17 protein-coding genes, 1 pseudogene and 1 riboswitch are annotated in these 17,940 nt (G+C 68.9%); of the genes and pseudogenes, 6 read left to right on the top strand and 12 right to left on the bottom strand.

Features of this window, described 5'->3' with window-relative positions; translation table 11 throughout:
- Positions 1 to 21 precede the first annotated feature (21 nt).
- Positions 22 to 882, bottom strand: a complete 861-nt coding sequence (locus tag AB0C46_RS34670) for an RNA polymerase sigma factor SigF (RefSeq protein WP_362832814.1) — start codon at positions 880 to 882, stop codon at positions 22 to 24.
- 338 nt (positions 883 to 1,220) lie between these two features.
- On the opposite strand from AB0C46_RS34670, the gene AB0C46_RS34665 reads away from it, so the two are divergent.
- Together AB0C46_RS34665 and AB0C46_RS34660 are read left to right on the top strand one after the other, a co-directional pair.
- On the top strand, positions 1,221 to 1,391 hold the full coding sequence (locus AB0C46_RS34665) for a hydrophobic protein (RefSeq protein WP_362832812.1): 171 nt from the start codon (positions 1,221 to 1,223) through the stop codon (positions 1,389 to 1,391).
- Positions 1,392 to 1,655: 264 nt separating this feature from the next.
- On the top strand, positions 1,656 to 1,829 hold the full coding sequence (locus tag AB0C46_RS34660; RefSeq protein WP_362832810.1) for a CsbD family protein: 174 nt from the start codon (positions 1,656 to 1,658) through the stop codon (positions 1,827 to 1,829).
- A gap of 180 nt (positions 1,830 to 2,009) precedes the next feature.
- On the opposite strand, the gene AB0C46_RS34655 is transcribed toward AB0C46_RS34660, so the two are convergent.
- The 7 genes and pseudogenes from AB0C46_RS34655 to AB0C46_RS34625 all read right to left on the bottom strand — a co-directional run bounded on the left by AB0C46_RS34655 (position 2,010) and on the right by AB0C46_RS34625 (position 7,491).
- Positions 2,010 to 2,744 (bottom strand): aromatic acid exporter family protein, encoded by a 735-nt coding sequence (locus AB0C46_RS34655; RefSeq protein WP_362832808.1) that lies wholly within the window; start codon positions 2,742 to 2,744, stop codon positions 2,010 to 2,012.
- A gap of 358 nt (positions 2,745 to 3,102) precedes the next feature.
- Positions 3,103 to 3,999, bottom strand: a complete 897-nt coding sequence (locus tag AB0C46_RS34650) for a SigB/SigF/SigG family RNA polymerase sigma factor (RefSeq protein WP_362832806.1) — start codon at positions 3,997 to 3,999, stop codon at positions 3,103 to 3,105.
- 220 nt (positions 4,000 to 4,219) lie between these two features.
- The gene (locus tag AB0C46_RS34645; protein ID WP_362832804.1) at positions 4,220 to 4,768 is read right to left on the bottom strand and encodes a ferritin-like domain-containing protein; all 549 of its coding nucleotides are present in this window, start codon (positions 4,766 to 4,768) and stop codon (positions 4,220 to 4,222) included.
- Positions 4,769 to 5,271: 503 nt separating this feature from the next.
- Positions 5,272 to 5,473: pseudogene (locus AB0C46_RS34640) on the bottom strand (glycoside hydrolase family 15 protein); the annotation flags it as partial.
- Positions 5,474 to 5,516: 43 nt separating this feature from the next.
- Positions 5,517 to 5,882, bottom strand: coding sequence for an ATP-binding protein (locus AB0C46_RS34635; RefSeq protein WP_362832802.1), 366 nt, complete (start codon positions 5,880 to 5,882; stop codon positions 5,517 to 5,519).
- Positions 5,883 to 6,363: 481 nt separating this feature from the next.
- The gene (locus AB0C46_RS34630; protein WP_362832800.1) at positions 6,364 to 6,756 is read right to left on the bottom strand and encodes an ATP-binding protein; all 393 of its coding nucleotides are present in this window, start codon (positions 6,754 to 6,756) and stop codon (positions 6,364 to 6,366) included.
- A 381-nt stretch (positions 6,757 to 7,137) separates the two neighbouring features.
- A complete protein-coding gene (locus AB0C46_RS34625) occupies positions 7,138 to 7,491 on the bottom strand; it encodes a PRC-barrel domain containing protein (RefSeq protein ID WP_362832798.1) in 354 nt (117 codons plus the stop codon).
- Between the two features lie 571 nt (positions 7,492 to 8,062).
- On the opposite strand from AB0C46_RS34625, the gene AB0C46_RS34620 reads away from it, so the two are divergent.
- Entirely contained in the window at positions 8,063 to 9,508 is a 1,446-nt protein-coding gene (locus AB0C46_RS34620; protein ID WP_362832796.1) for a glyceraldehyde-3-phosphate dehydrogenase, read from the top strand.
- A 207-nt stretch (positions 9,509 to 9,715) separates the two neighbouring features.
- On the opposite strand, the gene AB0C46_RS34615 is transcribed toward AB0C46_RS34620, so the two are convergent.
- Positions 9,716 to 10,189: a carboxymuconolactone decarboxylase family protein gene (locus tag AB0C46_RS34615; protein WP_362832794.1), complete on the bottom strand. Its 474-nt coding sequence runs from the start codon at positions 10,187 to 10,189 to the stop codon at positions 9,716 to 9,718.
- A complete protein-coding gene (locus AB0C46_RS34610) occupies positions 10,186 to 11,652 on the bottom strand; it encodes an MFS transporter (RefSeq protein ID WP_362832793.1) in 1,467 nt (488 codons plus the stop codon). The genes AB0C46_RS34615 and AB0C46_RS34610 overlap by 4 nt, the downstream gene beginning before the upstream one ends.
- A gap of 56 nt (positions 11,653 to 11,708) precedes the next feature.
- On the opposite strand from AB0C46_RS34610, the gene AB0C46_RS34605 reads away from it, so the two are divergent.
- A complete protein-coding gene (locus AB0C46_RS34605; protein ID WP_362832791.1) occupies positions 11,709 to 12,239 on the top strand; it encodes a CGNR zinc finger domain-containing protein in 531 nt (176 codons plus the stop codon).
- A gap of 85 nt (positions 12,240 to 12,324) precedes the next feature.
- Here AB0C46_RS34605 and AB0C46_RS34600 read toward each other — a convergent pair whose 3' ends face one another.
- Both AB0C46_RS34600 and AB0C46_RS34595 read right to left on the bottom strand, forming a co-directional pair.
- Entirely contained in the window at positions 12,325 to 13,563 is a 1,239-nt protein-coding gene (locus tag AB0C46_RS34600; RefSeq protein WP_362832789.1) for a multidrug effflux MFS transporter, read from the bottom strand.
- Between the two features lie 392 nt (positions 13,564 to 13,955).
- Positions 13,956 to 14,969: a helix-turn-helix transcriptional regulator gene (locus AB0C46_RS34595; protein ID WP_362832787.1), complete on the bottom strand. Its 1,014-nt coding sequence runs from the start codon at positions 14,967 to 14,969 to the stop codon at positions 13,956 to 13,958.
- A gap of 257 nt (positions 14,970 to 15,226) precedes the next feature.
- Positions 15,227 to 15,445, top strand: a riboswitch (cobalamin riboswitch).
- A 160-nt stretch (positions 15,446 to 15,605) separates the two neighbouring features.
- Between AB0C46_RS34595 and thiI the strand changes: the two genes are divergently transcribed.
- Both thiI and cobF read left to right on the top strand, forming a co-directional pair.
- The gene (thiI, locus tag AB0C46_RS34590) at positions 15,606 to 16,967 is read left to right on the top strand and encodes a tRNA uracil 4-sulfurtransferase ThiI (protein WP_362832785.1); all 1,362 of its coding nucleotides are present in this window, start codon (positions 15,606 to 15,608) and stop codon (positions 16,965 to 16,967) included.
- Complete coding sequence (gene cobF / locus AB0C46_RS34585; protein ID WP_362832783.1) at positions 16,964 to 17,782, top strand: precorrin-6A synthase (deacetylating); 819 nt, start codon at positions 16,964 to 16,966, stop codon at positions 17,780 to 17,782. Before thiI ends, cobF begins: the two co-directional genes overlap by 4 nt.
- Positions 17,783 to 17,940: the final 158 nt, after the last annotated feature.

The following is a 17,940-nucleotide window of genomic DNA, read 5'->3' as shown; positions in this document are numbered from 1 at the left end:
CGCGCACCGCACAGAGCGGTCTCACCGTTCGGTGAGCATCCCGGCACGGAGCTTCGACAGGGTGCGGGTGAGCAGTCGGGAGACATGCATCTGGGAAACACCGAGCTCGTCGCCGATCTGCGACTGGGTCATCTCCTGGCCGAAGCGCAGCTCGATGAGGCGTCGTTCCCGTGCGTCGAGCGTGTCGATCAGCGGAGCGAGCACCTGGAAGTCTTCGACGGCCTCCAGCGCCGGGTCGTTCTCCCCCAGGACGTCGACGAGGGTACGGCGCTGCTCCGACGGGTCGGGGTCGGCGGGCGTGTCGAGCGAACCGGCGGTGTAGCCGTTGGCGGCGACAATGCCCTCGATGACCTCATCCTCCGACAGGTCGAGGTGCGCGGCCAGTTCGCGGACGGTGGGGTCGCGGTCGAGCTTGGCGGCGAGGTGCTCCTTGGCCTTGGCCAGGTCGCTGCGCAGCTCCTGGAGACGGCGGGGCACATGGACGGCCCAGCCGGTGTCACGGAAGAACCGCTTGATCTCGCCCAGGATGTAGGGGACGGCAAAGGTGGAGAACTCCACCTCACGCGCGAGGTCGAACCGGTCGATGGCCTTGATCAGACCGATGGTGCCCACCTGGATGACGTCTTCCATGTCGTCGCCGCGGTTGCGGTAGCGGCGGGCGACATAGCGCACCATCGACATATTCATCTCGATGAGGGTGTTACGCGCGTACTGGTACTCGTGCGTGCCCTCTTCGAGGACCTGAAGCCGTTCGAAGAACTGCTTCGACAACTCCCTCGCGTCGCGAGGAGCCACCTTCTGCGGTTGCGTCACCTCCGGCAGTACAGAGGCCGTGTTGGTCTGTCGCTGCTCGGTCGTGGTCCCGCTCACGATGGTGGTCATCTCGCCTTCCCGCGCGCCCGGCACCTGCGGACGCTGCAGCGGCCCGCCTACCCCGATCCATCCGCGTCATGCCTTCCCAGCGGACTCGGAGGCAACAGCGCCCTGATCGGCGACAGTTGCGAGGCCCACAAAAGGTCGCAGGAACCTCGTGCGCCCCACTCGTGCGTTCCCCTCCTGCGTCCCGCTCCTGCGCCCCACTCGTGCATCCCAAAGGCCACGTTGACTGTTTTCAGCGGTTAAATGCGCGTTGCCCGGACGGTGGTGCCCGGTTCCTCTCCGAAGAAACGTTGTGTGTGAGTCCCCTGTCCGGGAACACGATGTCTCGGAGGTTGATATCCATGGTTCCCCTTCTTCTCGTTCTTCTGCTCGCGCTGCTGCTTTTCGGTGCCGGATTCGCCCTCAAGGCGCTCTGGTATGTGGCGGTGGCCGTACTCGTCATCTGGGCGCTGGGATTTCTCCTGCGTTCCGCGGGAGCCGGCGGTAAGCGCGGCCGGTGGTACCGCTGGTAGCCGCCGCAGCCCGCATATCCGGGGTGGGTCGGACAACACGGTGTTGTCCGACCCACCCCGGATTTTTCTGTGTCTGCCGAAGCATCATCACCGCACCCGGGGAAATACGAGAAGTACGGCCCGGGGCGTGCACTGTTCCCGCAGGGGACTCACCTCCATCACAGTGTGCGCTCCGGGTCACTTTCGCTCCCCCGCATCCCGCTCCGTCGTTTGACCGCGCCATGCCGGGGCACGCGAACAATGCCGCCAACGGAAGGACCGGCAATGAGTGCCAGTGAAAAGGCCAAGGCCCTCGCCGAGCAGGCAATCGGCAAGGTCAAGAAGGAAGCGGGACGAGTCGTCGGAAACGAAAGCGCCACCGCCGAGGGCTCCGCAAAGGAATCCAAGGGGGATCTCCGCGGAGCGAAGGAGAAGGCCAAGGACGCCTTCAAGGACTGATCAGGCGCAGCCGGCGCGCGGGAGGGGCCACCGCTCTCCTGCGGTGGCCCCTCCCCCATGTCCGGCCGCGTTGGCCTCTCCCCCACGTCCGGCCCCGTGTTGGACACCGCCTCGCGTGGCCGGCGGTTCACCGCCCGACATGGTGCTGGAGAACGTCACAGGTGTACTGGAACTCCTCCATCAGGCGAGCGGCCTCGATGACCAGCACGCCATAGGGGCGGCCGGGGTCCGTGAGCGGCAGGTCGTCCCGCTCTGCCTGTTCGGCCGGCCGCCGGCGGTAGTTCTGTGCCTGGTCGGCCAGTTGACGCAGCTGAGGCGCCTGGTCGCCGAGCCGGTCCTCGTCGAGGTCGGCGAAGACGCGGGTGATCCGGGAGAGGGACTCCAGGAAATCGGCGTAGCTCGCCAGAAAGGCGCCGTAGTGGTAGCGGTCCTCGTCCGCACTCCACTGTCCAAGCTCCGGGTCAGGGCGGTGACTTGGCGCAGAGTGCGCTCCCGCGCTTCCAGCACCGCGGCATAGCCCTCGAAGTGGGTGGCGCGGCCGCGGCGGAAGAGCCGGCGCGGGTTGTAGTGGAGGCTCTCCTGGGCCATCCGTAGTCCCGTTCTGGCCTGGGTGACCAGTTCTCCGGTCTGTTCGGCCCGTGCCCGCCACCGGCCGATGGTGAGCGCCACCGCCGCCACCAGGGCGAACGTCAGCACGTCGGGCCCGACGAGAAAGCCCAGGGCGGCCTGCACCGCCACACCCGCCACCACCGCGCCCACGTAGCGCGAGGACTGCAGCAGCGACTGGTAGACGGTCACTTGCATGATCAGCACTGCGGAGAACGGGGCGAAGGCGGGCGACTGTGCACGCAGGAGGTGGTAGGAGACCACCCAGGCGATCGTCGCCGCCAAGGTGCCCTTCGCGATGAGGAGCACCGTGGAGCGCTCATGGCCCTCCGAACCCAGTGCCCGTCGCCACCACCGCCGAGCGCGGGCAACCCGGCCCGGCCGGGCCGGTGGTATCCGTCGCTCGCTGACTTCTGCCGCCATACCGTCCCTTCGTCTGCTGCCCCGTCCGCGCGTCAGCGGATCTTCCGGGGCCCGGTACCCGGCCACGGCAGAACCATCCCTGCCGTACGGCAGCTGTGGCCCGGCTGACACCCCTACGGCACGCCTCCTGTACAGGGCACTTGCGCTGCACAAGCGGGCGTGTGGGCCCGGCGCTGCGGGCGGCCTTGGTGACGCACCTTCAGAAGCGGTGCCGCCCGGACGCCGAAAGCGGTCCCGGCCCGGGTCACTGCTGGCCGAGCATGCCCTTGCGCAGCTGCTTGATGATGCGGGCGAGCAGTCGGGAGACATGCATCTGGGAGATACCGAGCACCGCACCGATCTGGGCCTGGGTCATCTCCCGGTCGAAGCGCAGATGCACGATGAGCCGGTCGCGCTCGCCGAGCAGTTGCAGGAGTGAGGCCAGGGCGTACCGGTCTTCGACGTGCTCCGTGGCGGGATCGGTCGCGCCGAGAATGTCGGCGAAGGCGGGTCCGCCGGCGCCCTGCGTCGCCTCACTGTCACAGGAGAGGTGCAGGGAGATGGCGGTGTAACCGTTGCCGGCCACAATGCCCTCGATGATCTCCTCTTCCGTGAGCTGCATATGCTCAGCCAGCTCTTTGACGGTGGGTTCCCGGTCCAGGAGGGTGGACAGATGCTCCATTGCCTGGGCCAGGTCGATGCGGAGTTCCTGCAGACGGCGCGGGACATGAACGGCCCAGCTGGTGTCGCGGAAGAACCGCTTGATCTCCCCGAGGACATGGGGAATGGCGAAGGCCGCGAACTCCGTACGGCGGGAGAGATCGAACCGGTCGATGGCCTTGATGAGGCCGATGGTGCCGACCTGGACGATGTCCTCCATCTGGTCACTGCGGCTTCTGTACCGGGAGGCCACATAGCGCACCAGGGAAAGGTTCATCTCGATGAGCGTATTGCGGGCGTACTGATACTCGGGAGTGCCCTCTTCGAGCTGCGCGAGTCGCTCGAAGAACAGCGGCGACAGTGCCTTGGCGTCCTGGGGAGCGACGCTCCCGGCGTTCTCGATGCGCGGAAGCGTGGTGGAATATCTTCCGGCCCGCGGTGACGGCACGTCATGGGGCGCCGCCAATGGTGTGTCACATACGTCCTCGAAAACCGTGTTCATGCTCCACCTCCGGGATTCAGGTCGTTGAGCAGGCCTGTTGCCCGGCGCCACCGTGCTTATGCGTGTCGGTGGAACAATCACCCCACGGAGTGGCGCAGCCGGCGCACCGGAGAGACCATCCGCGGAATTCCTGAGTGATTCATGAGAAGCATGTCCGTGCGCCGCCGATCGCTCCGGACGGGAGCGAGGGCGTCCGTGCCCGCGGCATTCGCGGCACTCGTCAATCGGCCTTCTTGTCCTGCGGAATGCGTTCCAGCAGCCCGCGCAGATCGTCCGCGTGCTCTTCCTCCTGCGCCAGCAGTTCTTCGAATACGCGCCGTGTGGTCGGATCGCCGTCCCCCAGCCACTTCGCGATTTCCGTGTACGAGGCGATGGCCACACGTTCGGCCACCAGGTCTTCCTTGATCATCTCCAGGAGGTCGTCACTGGCGTCGTAACCGGCGTGCGCCCGCTGCGTCAGGGTTTCCGGGTTGAAGTCGGGCTTGCCGCCGAGCTGAACGATGCGCTGCGCCACCTTGTCGGCGTGTTCTTGTTCCTGCGCGGCGTGTTCCAGAAACTCCGCGGCGACCGGCTCCGAATAGAGACCGGAAGCCGTGTAATAGTGCCGCCGGTACCGCAGGGTGCACACGATTTCCGTGGCCAGCGCCTCGTTCAGCACCTGCAGAACACGCGCCAGGTCGGCTCCGTACGCTTCGGTGACCGGTCCCTTTTCGATCTCGCGGCGGGCGCGCTCGCGGAGAGTGGTGATGTCGGTGAGAAAGTCAGCCACGGTCTTCCTGCCCTTCGGGTTTCCTGAGTGGACAGCGCTTCGCTCCGGGAATTGTGCTCCTGTGGCACCGCCGGTCAGTATGCCCGGAGTCGGGCGCGGCAACGGTCACCATTCCGTCGCCAGCGGGGCGTTTCCTGCGCCTGCGGCACCCGGGGAATCCCGGAGCCGGCCGGTGGAGTACGCAGCGAGCGCCCGGCCGGCCGGGCAGGGCGGCTCAGCCCATGAAGTCGTCCAGGCTCGTGGCCGCGCTGATCAGCGCGAGATGAGTGAATGGCTGCGGGAAATTCCCCAGATGTTCGCCCGTCATCCCTATCTGCTCCGCGTACAGACCGAGGTGATGGGCAGGAGCGAGGCATCCAGAATGCACTCCGGTGGCTGTCCCGCGTCGCCGCTGAGGCGTTGGACAAAGGTCTCTTCCTGCGCGTTCCAGCCCTGGTCCATGACGAATACCGCACCCGTAGCGGGCCGCGGTCACCGTCGTGCGCACCGCGCAGACACGAGGTCAGCCAGCCGATGAAGGCCTGCGCCTCGCGGGTGAAGCCCAGGCGCAGCAGGGCGTGGAGGGAGAAGGCCGCGTCGCGTCTCCAGACATAGCGATAGTCCCAGGTTCCGTTCACCGCCGAGTTGTTCGGGCAGCCCGAGGGGCAGTGCGGCGACAATGGCTCCGGTGGGCTCGTGGGTCAGGAGTCCGGGAAGAACCGCTGAACTCGCGTATGCCCCGGTGGAGCACGTTCATGAGCCGACGGCGTCAAAGGGGCAAGGTGACGCGAATGGTCTTGCCGGTCACGGTCACGGTGATGTCGACGGTGCGGGCCAGCCGTTGTATAAGGGACCAGCCGTGTGCCCCCGTGGCGCCGGGATCGCGCGGGGAAGCGGCGGTGGGGCAGTGCGCGCTGCCGTCCTCGACCGCCACTTCCAGGTACCCCTCGACGATCCGCGCGGTGAACCCGGTGAGCCCGCCCCCGTGCCGCTGGGCATTGGTGACCAGCTCCGTGGTCACCAGGAGGGCATCGACGAGGGCCAGGTCATCGACCTCGACCGGGCTGCCTGTCCTGTGCAGCAGGTCGTGCACAAAGTTGCGTGCTTCGGCCGCTCTTACAGGTAGTCCCCGCATCACACTGTTCCACCTCAATGCGCCCGAACTGGCATAGCGACGCTGCATCCCTCGCCCCCTCCGGGCGGGCATCGCCGACCGGGGCACTTCCTTCTCGCACGGCAGGACGGCGGGACGGCAATACTCTCAGGCCTCATTGCGGACGTCACAGCGGATGTCACAGCGGGCGTCACAGCGGATGTCACAGCGGACGTCGCCGTGTGCGTGTGCGCCCGGCTCAGCCGGCGGCGGCCGAGCCGGGCGCGCACGGCGCATCGACTCTTACTGCACCACCGAAAGGGCGGCCCTGTATGACAGGGACGGTATCCCCTGGCCCCCTCCACCTCCGCCTCCACCGAAGTTCCGCTTACGACGGGAAGCATCCTGGCACCTGTTATCCGCCCGCCCCCCTTCGGGGGTCGACCGGAATTACACCGGCGACAGGGCCTATCGCGCGCTCAGGAAAATCGGCGCACCACGAAATGTCGTATCTGCGGCATCCTCACCCGGCCGAGCTGTCACATCCGAGAGGGACGGTCACGGTAATGGCCTTGCCGCCGACGGCGGGGACGATGACGACACAAGAGGTGAGTTTCTGGATCATCGGCCACCCATATCCACCGACCCCGAATTTTTCGCCTCCGATGGCCGTGGCGGGATGACGGGGGCTGCGATCCGCAACGGTGAGCTCCAGAAAACCGGCTGCGATCCGTGCGGAGAAATCGGCGAGTCCACCGCCATGGCGCTGCGCATTGGTGACCAATTCCGAGGTGACCAGCAGGGCGTCGATCATGGAGAGTTCATCGACCCGTGGGCGGTGCGCGTGCAGCAACTCCTGGACGCGGTCCCGCGCCTCCGCTGCCTTGTTCACAGGGGTCTGCTGCGTGCCCGTCACACCTCTCACCTCACGCCCGATCGACCACAACGCTGGAGCTCACCCGCCACCCCCTGCGAGGGCCACGCAAAAGGCTACTTCGGCGAGAAGGTTCTTTGACGGCTTCCCCGGAGCGCGGAGTTCACGCCGCGCTCTCCACGACTCGATGCCAAGACACCGGAGCGGCCCCTGATCTCACCCTCGGCGGCGCGCAGAAGCGCCGGTCACACCATGGCTCCGATGAAGGACGTCATGGCTCCGGTGAAGGACGTCACAGGGACGACGCCGCGGAGCGCGCCCGGCTGCGCACGGTATGCGCCACGAATCGGGCGGGCGCGGGCCCCAGGACCGGCCCGCCGATCCCGGGGCGACAACCGGCCCCAATGCTCTACACAAGACGCCTCACACCAGAGGAAATCCACCGAAATAGACCCCGACCTGATGCAGGTAATCCGCACCGCCCTCGTCCCCGGCAGTCTCGAAGTCGGGCGCACCCTTGATCTCGTCCTTGGTGCGACCCACGTAGACCCTCTTCTCCTGCTGGTCGATGCCGGTCACAGTGCCGGCCGGCAGCACAACGCGCCGTCCGAGAATCCACGGCCCCGTATCGACGACAAGGTGCGCGGAATCCACCTCGTCGGAATGCTTGTCGACCTTGCCGGTGCTCCCGTCCACCGCTTCGACGCTGTACCCCACAAGGACCGTGCCCGCCCGGTATCCGGAATCGGGAAGGTATCCCCAGACATTGGCACTCATGCAACATCCCTTCAGCGCGACGCAAAAGAAGGCCCCGCCCAGCCGCTGTTTCCCAACAATGGGAAGTAATGGCGAAGCCCTTCCACCGTGCCGGTCAGCCCGGCAGTGCTCTGCTGCCCCGGGGCGTGTCTCCAAAACAGCGACCGCCGCACAGCCCTCCCACCCGAGCCCTTTACCGGGCAGACGCAGCCCGGCCCCAACCACCTTTCGGCCAGAAATACCCACTCCTTCGGCCACTCCTTCGGCCACCTGCTCAGGAATTCACCGGACCCGACGGGAGCAAGAGTGCGTCCCCACCGTGTCGCGTCCATGCGCGCACCGCACCGCTGACCGGGCCGACGCCGGAGAGACGGCCACGGGTGAGCCGGGCAGGGGCGAGCCGGCCGCAGGAGACGAGCCGGCTGCAGCAAACCACCACAAACGCGACATCGCTGCACCACCCAGCAGCCCGTTCGCGACCCCGGCCCGAGCATGACCCCGATCACAGCAGGCCGCTCAGGCGGCACCGTTTGAACGATCAAAATATGGTGGCGGTAGCATATGAGCACCGCCTAGCTCGAAAGATAAGCCTGTGACTGTCAATGACGACTCGTTCACCAACTGGAAGAACCGCGAGGAGATCGCGGAGTCGATGATCCCGATCATCGGGAAGCTGCACCGGGAGCAGGACGTCACGGCCCTGCTCCACAGCCGCTCCCTGGTGAACAAGTCGGTGGTCAGCATCCTGAAGACCCACCGGTTCGCCCGGCAGATCGCCGGTACGGAGCTCTCGGTCACCGAGACGATGCCGTTCCTGCAGGCTCTCACCACGCTCGATCTCGGCCCGTCCCAGATCGACATCGCCTTGCTCGCCGAGACGTACCGGACCGACGACCGCGGACTGTCGGTGGAGGAGTTCACCGCCGAGGCCGTCGCCGGCGCCACGGGTGAGAACAAGATCGAGCGCCGCGAGCCGCGCGACGTCGTGCTCTACGGGTTCGGCCGCATCGGCCGCCTCGTCGCCCGCCTGCTCATCGAGAAGGCCGGCTCGGGCAACGGTCTGCGGCTGCGCGCCATCGTCGTCCGCGGGGGCGGCGACCAGGACATCGTCAAGCGCGCCTCGCTGCTGCGCCGTGACTCCATCCACGGCCAGTTCCAGGGCACGATCACCGTTGACGAGGCGAACAGCAAGATCATCGCCAATGGCAACGAGATCAAGGTGATCTACTCCAGCGACCCGACGTCGGTGGACTACACGGCGCATGGCATCAAGAACGCCATCCTCATCGACAACACCGGCAAGTGGCGCGACCGCGAGGGCCTCTCGAAGCACCTCCGTCCCGGCATCGCCAAGGTCGTCCTGACCGCGCCGGGCAAGGGCGATGTCCCCAACGTCGTCCACGGCGTCAACCACGACATGATCAAGCCGGACGAGCAGATCCTGTCCTGCGCGTCCTGCACCACCAACGCGATCGTCCCGCCGCTGAAGGCGATGGCGGACGAGTACGGCGTCCTGCGCGGTCACGTGGAGACCATCCACTCGTTCACCAACGACCAGAACCTGCTGGACAACTACCACAACTCCGACCGCCGTGGCCGCTCGGCGCCGCTCAACATGGTGATCACCGAGACCGGTGCCGCCTCCGCCGTCGCCAAGGCGCTGCCCAACCTCGAAGCGACGATCACCGGCAGCTCGATCCGCGTTCCCGTGCCGGACGTCTCGATCGCGATCCTCAGCCTGCAGCTCGGGCGCGAGACCACCCGCGAGGAGGTCCTCGACCACCTCCGCGATGTGTCGCTGACCTCGCCGCTCAAGCGCCAGATCGACTTCACCACGGCCCCCGACGCGGTCTCCAGCGACTTCATCGGCTCACGCCACGCCTCGATCGTCGACTCCGGCCCCACCAAGGTCGAGGGCGACAACGCGATCCTCTACCTGTGGTACGACAACGAGTTCGGCTACTCCTGCCAGGTCATCCGCGTCGTCCAGCACGTCTCCGGAGTGGAGTACCCGACCTACCCGGCCCCGGCGGTCTGATCCGGCGAACCGTCCGATCCGTCGCCCCGTCAGGCGGGGCGACGGTGAGGCGGCGGTGGAGAGCAACCGATCGCGGTCGGGGCGTCCGGTTGCTCTCCACCGTGTTGGGCAGGCCCAGTGCGTTGCGACCGGTTGAAGTCGCTTGAGGTTGCCTGGGGTTGCCTGGGGTTGCTTGAGGTCGGCTGAGGTCGGCTGAGGTCGCCCTCGTTATCCGAACTGGCCGGGCTGGTAGTCGCCGGCGGGCTGCTGGATCATGACGTTCCCGCGGTTGAAGGCATTGATGAGGGCGATGGCGCACACCAGGGCGGCCAACTGCTCCCCGTCGTAGTGCTTGGCAGCGTTCGCCCAGGCCTCGTCCGTGACGCCACCGGCCGCGTCGGCGATGCGGGTGCCCTGCTCCGCCAGCTCCAGCGCGGCGCGCTCGGCCTCGGTGAAGACCGTGGCCTCCCGCCACGCCGCGACCAGGTGGAGGCGCACCGACGTCTCCCCGGCAGCCGCGGCGTCCTTGGTGTGCATGTCGATGCATCCGGCGCAGCCGTTGATCTGGCTGGCGCGGAGCTTCACCAGCTCCTGCGTCGCGAACGGCAGCGTCGAGTCCGCGAGCGCCTTGCCCGCCGCGACGAGGTGCTTCATGGCCTTGGCCGCGACCGGGCCGGCCATGAGGTCCAACCGAGCATTCATGGTGCACTCCTGTGTCGTGGTGACTGGTCACCCCCTTGGACGGGACAGCTCGGCGAGATGTGACACGGGCGAAGGTGCCTCCCCTGGGCCGGCCGGCGGGCGGGACGCCGTTCCTTGAGCAGCCAGAGCGCCAGCAGTCCACTGCCCAGCCCGACGGCAGCCGCAACCACGAACACCGCGGACAGCCCGCTGGCGTACCGCATGCGCAGGTCGCCGCCCGTACCGGACGAGAACTGGTGGAAGACGGAGCCGAGCACGGCGATGCCCAGCGCCAGGCCGAGCTGGCGGGCGCAATTCGCCGCGGCGGAGGCGACCCCGCTCCGGGACTCAGGCGCGGCAGACATGGCGATGGCAGGCAGCACCGGGGAGACGATGCCCGCGCCGATTCCGGTGAGGATCAGTCCCGGTACCAGCGCCGCCCAGGACGAGTCCGCGTCGACGGTCAGCATGAGGACATTGCCCAGGCCCACGGCCACCGTGCCGCCGCCGAGCGTCCGGTGGGAGGGGAGGCGGTGCAGTGCGCTGCCGACCACGGCGGAGGTGGCGAAGAACGCCACCGGCTGCACGGTGATGACCAGGGCCGTGGGGAGGGAGGCGAGCCCCACGCCGTCCTGCAGCCAGATCGACATGACCGGCAGCGCGCCGAAGCCGGCGAGGTAGTAGCCCATGGCGGCGACCAGCGTTCCGTTGAACTCCCGCGTGCGGAACAGGTCCAACGGGATCATCGGGTTGCTGCTGGTCCGCTCGACGAGGAGGAACGCGAGGAGCATCACCAGGCCCGCGACGAGGCCGAGCACCGCGGAGGGGGCACCCCACCCCTGCTCGCCGCCGCGGATGATGCCGAAGGTGATGCCGATCGCCGCCAGGGTGAAGGTGACGATGCCCAGGTAGTCGATGCGGGTCGCGGTGCCGGTGTCGTCGATCAGCACCGCTGCGGACAGCGCCACCGTGATCGCGCAGACGGGCACTCCGCCGAAGAAGATCCACTGCCAGGACAGAAACTGCGTCAGGACTCCGCCCGCGACATTGCCGATACCGGCGGCGGCACCGGCGACCGCGCCCCAGACCGCGAAGGCCACCCCCTTGTCACGCCCGGTGTAGGTGAGTCCGATCAGGGGCAGCAGGGTCGAGAACATCGCGGCACCCGCCAGGCCCTGTACCGCCCGCGCGGCGATCAGCACGGTGTCCTCGCCGGCCAGGCCGCAGACGAGCGTGGCGACGCCGAAGAGCACCAGGCCGGCCAGGTAGAGGCGTTTGCGCCCGAGGTTGTCACCGAGTGATCCCATGCCGGGCAACAGCCCCGCCAGGGCGAGGGTGTAGACATCGACGATCCACTGCAAAGAGCCGAAGCCCGCGTGCAGATCGTGGGCCATGCTGGGGAGCGCCACCGTCACGATCGTCGAGTAGACGAGCAGCATGAACGTTCCCGAGCAAGTGGCAACTAACGGCAGCCATTTGGGCATGGACGTGCTTCCTTCCGGGCTGGAGCCTTCCGGAGCAAGCCTGCTGTAATACCCTTGTGCAGCAGAACCCTTACGGAGAAGATCCCGTACGACTCATCGTCGACCTTGCGGCCACGCCGCCCCGCTCCCCCGAGGAATTCACCGAACGCTGCGTCGCGGCGGGCATGGCGATCGACCGGCCGGTGGGCGACGAGGACCTGGCGGAGATCCTGGAGTTCATCCCGTGCTGGCTCGCGGTGGTCGACGCCGATACCCCCGAGCGGCGGGCCGCCCTGCTCAACGAGCTGCTGACGACCTCGTCCGCGCACCCCCGGCTGACCGACCACGCCGACGGCGGCTGGCACATCCACTACCGCGCCGACGGCCTGGGCCTGGCCGGTGTGGTGCGGGCGGTGGTCAGCGTGGGCACCGCCCTGCATCTGACCTGCCGCGGTATGGACCGCCTCGGGCGCTGTGCCCTGGCTGAATGCGGCCGGGCCTACGGTGACTTCACACGGGGCGGCCGGCAGCGCTACTGCTCCCCCACCTGCGCGAACCGCGACGCCGTGCGCCGGTACCGCGTCCGGCAGGCAGCACAGAAGCCGTGAAGGACAAGGGCACCGTCGAAGCACGTTCCGCGGTGGTCACGAGCTCCCTCTTCTCGGATACGTCGAGGGGCACAGTGCCGCCAACTCAGGGTTGGCCGACGGGCTCTCCATGGCTGCCCTGCCACGGTCGGGCGAGCGTGATCAGAGCTGCCGCAGAGAGGAGTACCGAGCCCAGCACCACGACCGCCGTCGACATGGCGGTGGTGTTACCCAGAGCGCCGGGCAGCGGTGCGGCCACCGCGCCGAGCACGAACTGGGCGCCACCGAGCAGGCCGGAGGCGGCTCCGGGGGCATCGCTGCCGACCGCGAGGATGATGGCCGTCGACGCGGGCAGCAGCAGTCCGAAGCCGGACGTCAGACCGAACAGGCAGGCCCATGTGGTGGGGAACGTGCTGATGCCGATGGCGAGCAGGGTCACCAGCGTGATCAGGGAGAGCACGGTGATGGCCACGCCGATGGCGAGCAGAGAGTTGAGCCGTACGCGCCCGGCCAGCCGCCCGAATATCGTTCCGGCCACTACGGTGCCGACGGCGTTCGTGGCGAAGACGAGGCTGTACACCGTGGGCGACAAGCCGTAGATGCCTTCGAAGACGAAGGGCGAGCCGGTGATGTAGGCGAACAGGGCGGCCAGGCCACCTCCCATGACGAGGAGGTAGCCGACCAGTTCGCGACGCCGGAGCAATCCGCCCATCGCGGCGAACACGGCTCGCAGACCGCCGGTCCGGCGCCGCTCGATGGGCAGCGATTCGGGAACCCATGACCAGACCGCGGCCCACAACAGCAGCCCGGTCACGGCCAGCGCCACGAACACCAGACGCCACGAGCCGACGCCGAGCATGAGGCCGCCGACCACCGGCGCCAGAATCGGCGCGGTCGACCCGGTCACGCTCAGCGTGGTGAGTTGACGGGCCGCGTGGGTGCCGGTGAACCGGTCGCTGATGACCGCCCGTCCGATGACGATCCCCGCACTGCCGGCGATGCCTTGCAGCAGTCGGGCCACGTCGAACACGGCGATGGACGGAGCGAACGCGCAGACCAAGGACAACGCGGTGAACAGGCCGGAGCCGGCCAGGAGGAGGCGTCGTCGCCCCATCGCGTCGCTGACCGGCCCGAGCACGACCTGGCCGACGGCGAGCCCGGCGAGGCAGGCCGTCAGGGAGAGTTGAACGGCCGTTTTCGAGGTTCCGAACGAGGTGACGATCTGAGGGAAGCCGGGCGCGTACATGTCGATCGCGAACGGCGATACCGCCGAGAGCCCGCCGAGGACGAGCACGAGTCGCCCCGTTCCGGTCCGAGCACTCGCGGTGTCGATGCTGACGGTCATCGGTCTCCATCCGAGGGTGCCTGCTGTGAGCGATACCTGGATCGCACGGAAGGACTCCCCTCTGTCGCGTTTGTCGTCGTGTCGCAGCTGTGGACATGGCCGCGCCGGGGCCGTCGCTGCCACCGACCGGATTCGGTCGAGGCGCTGCCGCTCCTCGGCGATGGAGGAATCTGTCCGGTCGGCGACGCCGAAGGTTCATACCGAACGTGACGCCGAAGTTCCTGCCGAACGTGACGCCGAAGGTCATGCCGAAGCGTGGCGCCGAAGGTGATGCTCACGACAAGGCGACGGCGGTGCGACCGCTGCGTCTCACATCGTCGGTGCCGGGGCCGCGCCGCAGTGTGGAGCGAGGGGGCCGGGGATGTGGAGCGCGGTGCCTGCCCCGACGGGTGTCAGGAGTGCGCCCGCCTGAACCGGGCGGGGGTGGTGCCCCGGTCGCGCCGGAAGGCGTAGCCGAAATTGCTGGGTGAGGCGTAGCCGACCTCGTGCGCGATCCGGGCCACCGGCCAGTCGGTCTCGACGAGCAGAGCCGCGGCCCGGTCGAGGCAGCGGCGTCGGTGGTACTCCCTCACCGACGTCCCGTACAGCGCGCGGAACCCGGTGCCGAGGCGCCGGACCGACATCGACGACGCACGGGCCAGACCGGCCAGCGTCGGCGGTGCGTGGCGTTCCCGCCAGAGCAGCTCGGGGACGCGGCGCAAGGCGGCCACCTCGTGGTCGTCCAGAGCGCGGTCCCGGGCGTCTGCGGGCGGCGCGGTGACCGTGAGCCCGTCGATCAGTGCGGCCAGCGCCGCCACGAGCCGCGATTCCATGAACAGCGGGCGCCCCGGGGACGAGCGCCGGTGCAGGAAGATCTCCTCCAGCGGACCGGCCACCGGGCGCAACGCGGCGGACCGGCCCAGATACCGCTCGCGCGCGGCCTTCTCCGGTCCGATGGCCGGTAGGGCGCCTGTGCCGAGACCGCCGAGGTAGGACTCCAGCCCGGTCCAGGACCCGGTGATCGACACCGCCCGGTACCGCTCAGCGTCGCCGTGTGCGACGACGCCTTCGGTGGCACAACGGGGGCTCAGCGACACCGAGCGGGCGTGCAGGTCGCCGGCGCCGGCGGTGGCGTCCCTGATGTGCATGCGCCCGTCGACGCAGTGCTCCAGCTCGAAGTGGTCGCCCGGGAAGGCGTACCCGACCTGGTGCCCTCCGGCGAAAGCGACGTCGTAGCGGACGATGTGGAACCCGCTCCGCAACGACGTCACCTCGATCGTGCCGTCGCCGACCTCCGGACGGAGCCGGTGCCGGACGGTGCCGTCGCGGCTTTCGTCGGCCTGTGCGATCGACGCGTAGTACGCCGCGTACGTCGCATCCAGCGCGGCGGAACCGACCGCGCCGGCGAGCTGGTGAACCCGGGTCACGAGCGGGCAGTTTACCCCTCCCCCAGCACCTGGAGCGTGTTCATGAAGACGGCTGCACGGCACGCGCACCGGCCGGCCTTGCTCCTCAACGACCGTGCTGCGGAGGGCCTACGCCTCGTGCCTGGACGGGGAGGACTGCCTGGCGCACGGGCACCTCCTCGGCGCGCTCGGCCAGCGCAGCGGATGAGGGCCGGCCAAGAGGAACACCGGCGTCGCAGGCACCCGCCTCCCCGACACGGACCCCGCGCCGGCTTGTCTACCCTGGACCCGCAGCTGGTTCGCCCCGCCCGCCAGTCGGGGTGTCGTAAGAGGGAAGCCGGTGGGAGTCCGGAACTGCCTCGCAGCGGTGAGTGGGAACGACCGCCGTCATGAAGCACTGGGTCCGTGTGTGGCCCGGGAAGCGACGGCCAGTAGGTGTCCCGTCCTTCGGGAGGTGCCCACGAGTCCGAAGACCTGCCACTGCTCGTGCGGGGTGCGATCACCGCGCACGTATCCACGGCGACCCGGTAGCGGGACGTAGAGCGAGTGGTGCGTTCTCCCCACCCTGCCCAGGGCAGGAGTGGGCGGGCCCGCCTCCCGTTCACGGCTCGGGACCGGTCCTCACGATCCTCACGACGACTCGCGAAGGAGAGTTTCGTGCCCGGCGATCCGAGCATTCCCTCCGTCCCCTCCCCCGGAACGCCCCGCCCCGGCGGGCCCTGTGTCCTGCTCAAGCACGGTGAGATCTTCCTCAGGGGCCGCAACCGGCACCGGTTCACCGAGCGGCTGCACGACAACCTCCGCAGCGCCTTGCAGGGCATCGGCGGTTCCACGTGGATCAAGTCCGGTCAGGACGTCACCGTGCTCGGTGGTGAGGTCCCGCTGGAGGACCTTGTGGAGCGCGCCCGCCGGGTGATCGGGTTCAACTCGGTGGAGCCCGCCCTGCGCGTCCCGAGCACCGTGGCGGACCTCACCACGGCAGCCGTGGACGCGCTCGCCGGCGTCCGGGCCGAGCGGCCCGGGATCAGTTTCGCCGTGCGGGTCAAGCGACGGGACAAGAGCTTCGAGATGACCTCGTCGCAGTTCGAGCGGTTTCTCGGGGCGCGGGTCCAGGAAGCTCTGGGAGGTCTGCCGGTGAATCTCTCCAGCCCGGATGTGCGGGTCTCGGTCGAGATCGATCGTAAGGAGAGTTATGTCTCCTGGACCCGACACCAGGGGCCGGGCGGACTGCCCGTCGGTTCCAGCGGACGCGCCCTGGTGTTGCTCTCCGGTGGCTACGACTCGCCGGTGGCGGCCTACCGGGCGATGCGTCGCGGACTGCGCTGCGACTTCGTCCACTTCACCGGTGCTCCGTACACGAATGCCGCTTCCGTGTACAAGGCTTACGCGCTCGCCCGGGAACTCAACCGCTACCAGCCCGGTGGGCAACTGCATGTCATCGCCCTCGGCCACGCGCAGAAGCAGTTGGCCATCGCGGGGGCCGGCCGGCTTCAGGTCGTCGCACAGCGACGGCTGATGGTCCGCGCCGCTTCCGCGCTGGCGGGCCGGCCCCGTGCCGAGGCCCTGGTGACGGGCGACAGCCTGGGGCAGGTGGCCAGCCAGACCCTGGCGAACATGGCCGCCGTCGACGAGGCCGCCACCCTGCCGGTGCTGCGGCCGCTGGTCGGCTGGGAGAAGCAGGAGATCATCGACGAGGCCCGGTCCATCGGCACCGCGGAGATCTCCGTGCTGCCGGACGAGGACTGCTGCAAGCTCCTCGCCCCGCCCCGGGTCTCCCTCCGGGCCGGGCTGACGGGCCTGCGCACAGTGGAGAAGCGGCTCGACCTGGACGACGTGGTGGCGGGTCTGCTGCGTGAGGTGCAGGTCATGTACCCGGGAGAGACCGGCGGGGACGGGGAGACCGGCGCGGACGACGGGGACGGGGAGGCCTGCGCGGACGGCCCGGACGGCGGACCCGCGTCCGGCCGCCCCGGTCCGGCCGTGTGCGCGGCGGAGCCGTCCGGGGCGGTGCCGTCATGACCGGGGAGGGCCTGCGGCGGATCCGTGTGATCGGGATCGGCTCGGGAGATCCGGAGCATCTGACGCTGGCCGCCGTGCGGGCCATGCGGGACTGTGAGGTGTTCTTCCTGCTCGACAAGGGCGCGCGGGCGTCCGAACTGACCCGGCTGCGCAGGGAGCTGGTGGCCGAGCACGCCGGCCCCGGGCACCGGGTGGTCGAGGCCGAGGACCCGCGGCGCGACCGCTCCCCCGCGAGCCCGGCCGGCTATCAGGCGCAGGTCGTGGACTGGCGCCACCGCCGCGCCGCCCTGTACGAGCGGCTCCTCCGGGACGAGCTGGCACCGGGCCGGACCGGCGCGTTCCTGGTGTGGGGTGACCCCGCGCTCTACGACAGCACGATCGACACGCTGGAGGAGGTCGCCGCCCGGGGTGCGGTGCCCTTCACGTACGACGTGATTCCCGGGGTGAGCAGCGTCTCGGTGCTGGCCGCGCGCCACCGTACGACGCTGACCCGGCTCGGCCGTCCGGTCCGGATCGCCCCCGGGCGTCACGTCGCCGGGTCCGGGCTCGCCGCGGGCGAGGACGTCGCCGTGATGCTCGATGTCGGTGCGGCGCTCACCGCCCACCGGGAGGAGGGCTGGTGGATGTACTGGGGCGCCTATGTCGGCACACCTGAGGAGCTGCTGGTCTCCGGTCCGCTGGCCGAAGCCGCCGACCGGGTACTGGAGTTGCGTGCCGCGGCCCGGGAGCGTCATGGCTGGATCATGGATGCCTGTCTGCTGCGCGACGACGGTCCCGAGCCGTCGGAAGGTGCCGGTCCAACGGCCTCCTGCTAGCTCCGCTCTGCCGTCACCTCCCGCTGCCGTGAGCTGCCTCCTGATGCCCGGCCCCCGGCCGGCTGTGCTGCGGTGCGCGGCCACTTGATGCCCGTGTCAGGCGCCGGTGCGCTTCCACCGCCCCCGTTCTCGGGCCGTCCCCACGGCGCGGTGACGGC

This window comes from Streptomyces sp. NPDC048637, from assembly GCF_040650675.1.
Classification (GTDB): domain Bacteria; phylum Actinomycetota; class Actinomycetes; order Streptomycetales; family Streptomycetaceae; genus Streptomyces.
The sequence above is the reverse complement of the archived record's forward strand: the minus strand, read 5'-3'. Positions and strand labels throughout refer to the sequence as shown.

Bases quoted from the DNA above. Each gene is read 5' to 3' on its own strand.
- AB0C46_RS34670 (WP_362832814.1), bottom strand. From the start codon at position 882: ATGACCACCATCGTGAGCGGGACCACGACCGAGCAGCGACAGACCAAC.
- AB0C46_RS34665 (WP_362832812.1), top strand. From the start codon at position 1,221: ATGGTTCCCCTTCTTCTCGTTCTTCTGCTCGCGCTGCTGCTTTTCGGT.
- AB0C46_RS34660 (WP_362832810.1), top strand. From the start codon at position 1,656: ATGAGTGCCAGTGAAAAGGCCAAGGCCCTCGCCGAGCAGGCAATCGGC.
- AB0C46_RS34650 (WP_362832806.1), bottom strand. From the start codon at position 3,999: ATGAACACGGTTTTCGAGGACGTATGTGACACACCATTGGCGGCGCCC.
- AB0C46_RS34635 (WP_362832802.1), bottom strand. From the start codon at position 5,882: ATGCGGGGACTACCTGTAAGAGCGGCCGAAGCACGCAACTTTGTGCAC.
- AB0C46_RS34625 (WP_362832798.1), bottom strand. From the start codon at position 7,491: ATGAGTGCCAATGTCTGGGGATACCTTCCCGATTCCGGATACCGGGCG.
- AB0C46_RS34615 (WP_362832794.1), bottom strand. From the start codon at position 10,189: ATGAATGCTCGGTTGGACCTCATGGCCGGCCCGGTCGCGGCCAAGGCC.
- AB0C46_RS34610 (WP_362832793.1), bottom strand. From the start codon at position 11,652: ATGCCCAAATGGCTGCCGTTAGTTGCCACTTGCTCGGGAACGTTCATG.
- AB0C46_RS34600 (WP_362832789.1), bottom strand. From the start codon at position 13,563: ATGACCGTCAGCATCGACACCGCGAGTGCTCGGACCGGAACGGGGCGA.
- cobF (WP_362832783.1), top strand. From the start codon at position 16,964: ATGACCGGGGAGGGCCTGCGGCGGATCCGTGTGATCGGGATCGGCTCG.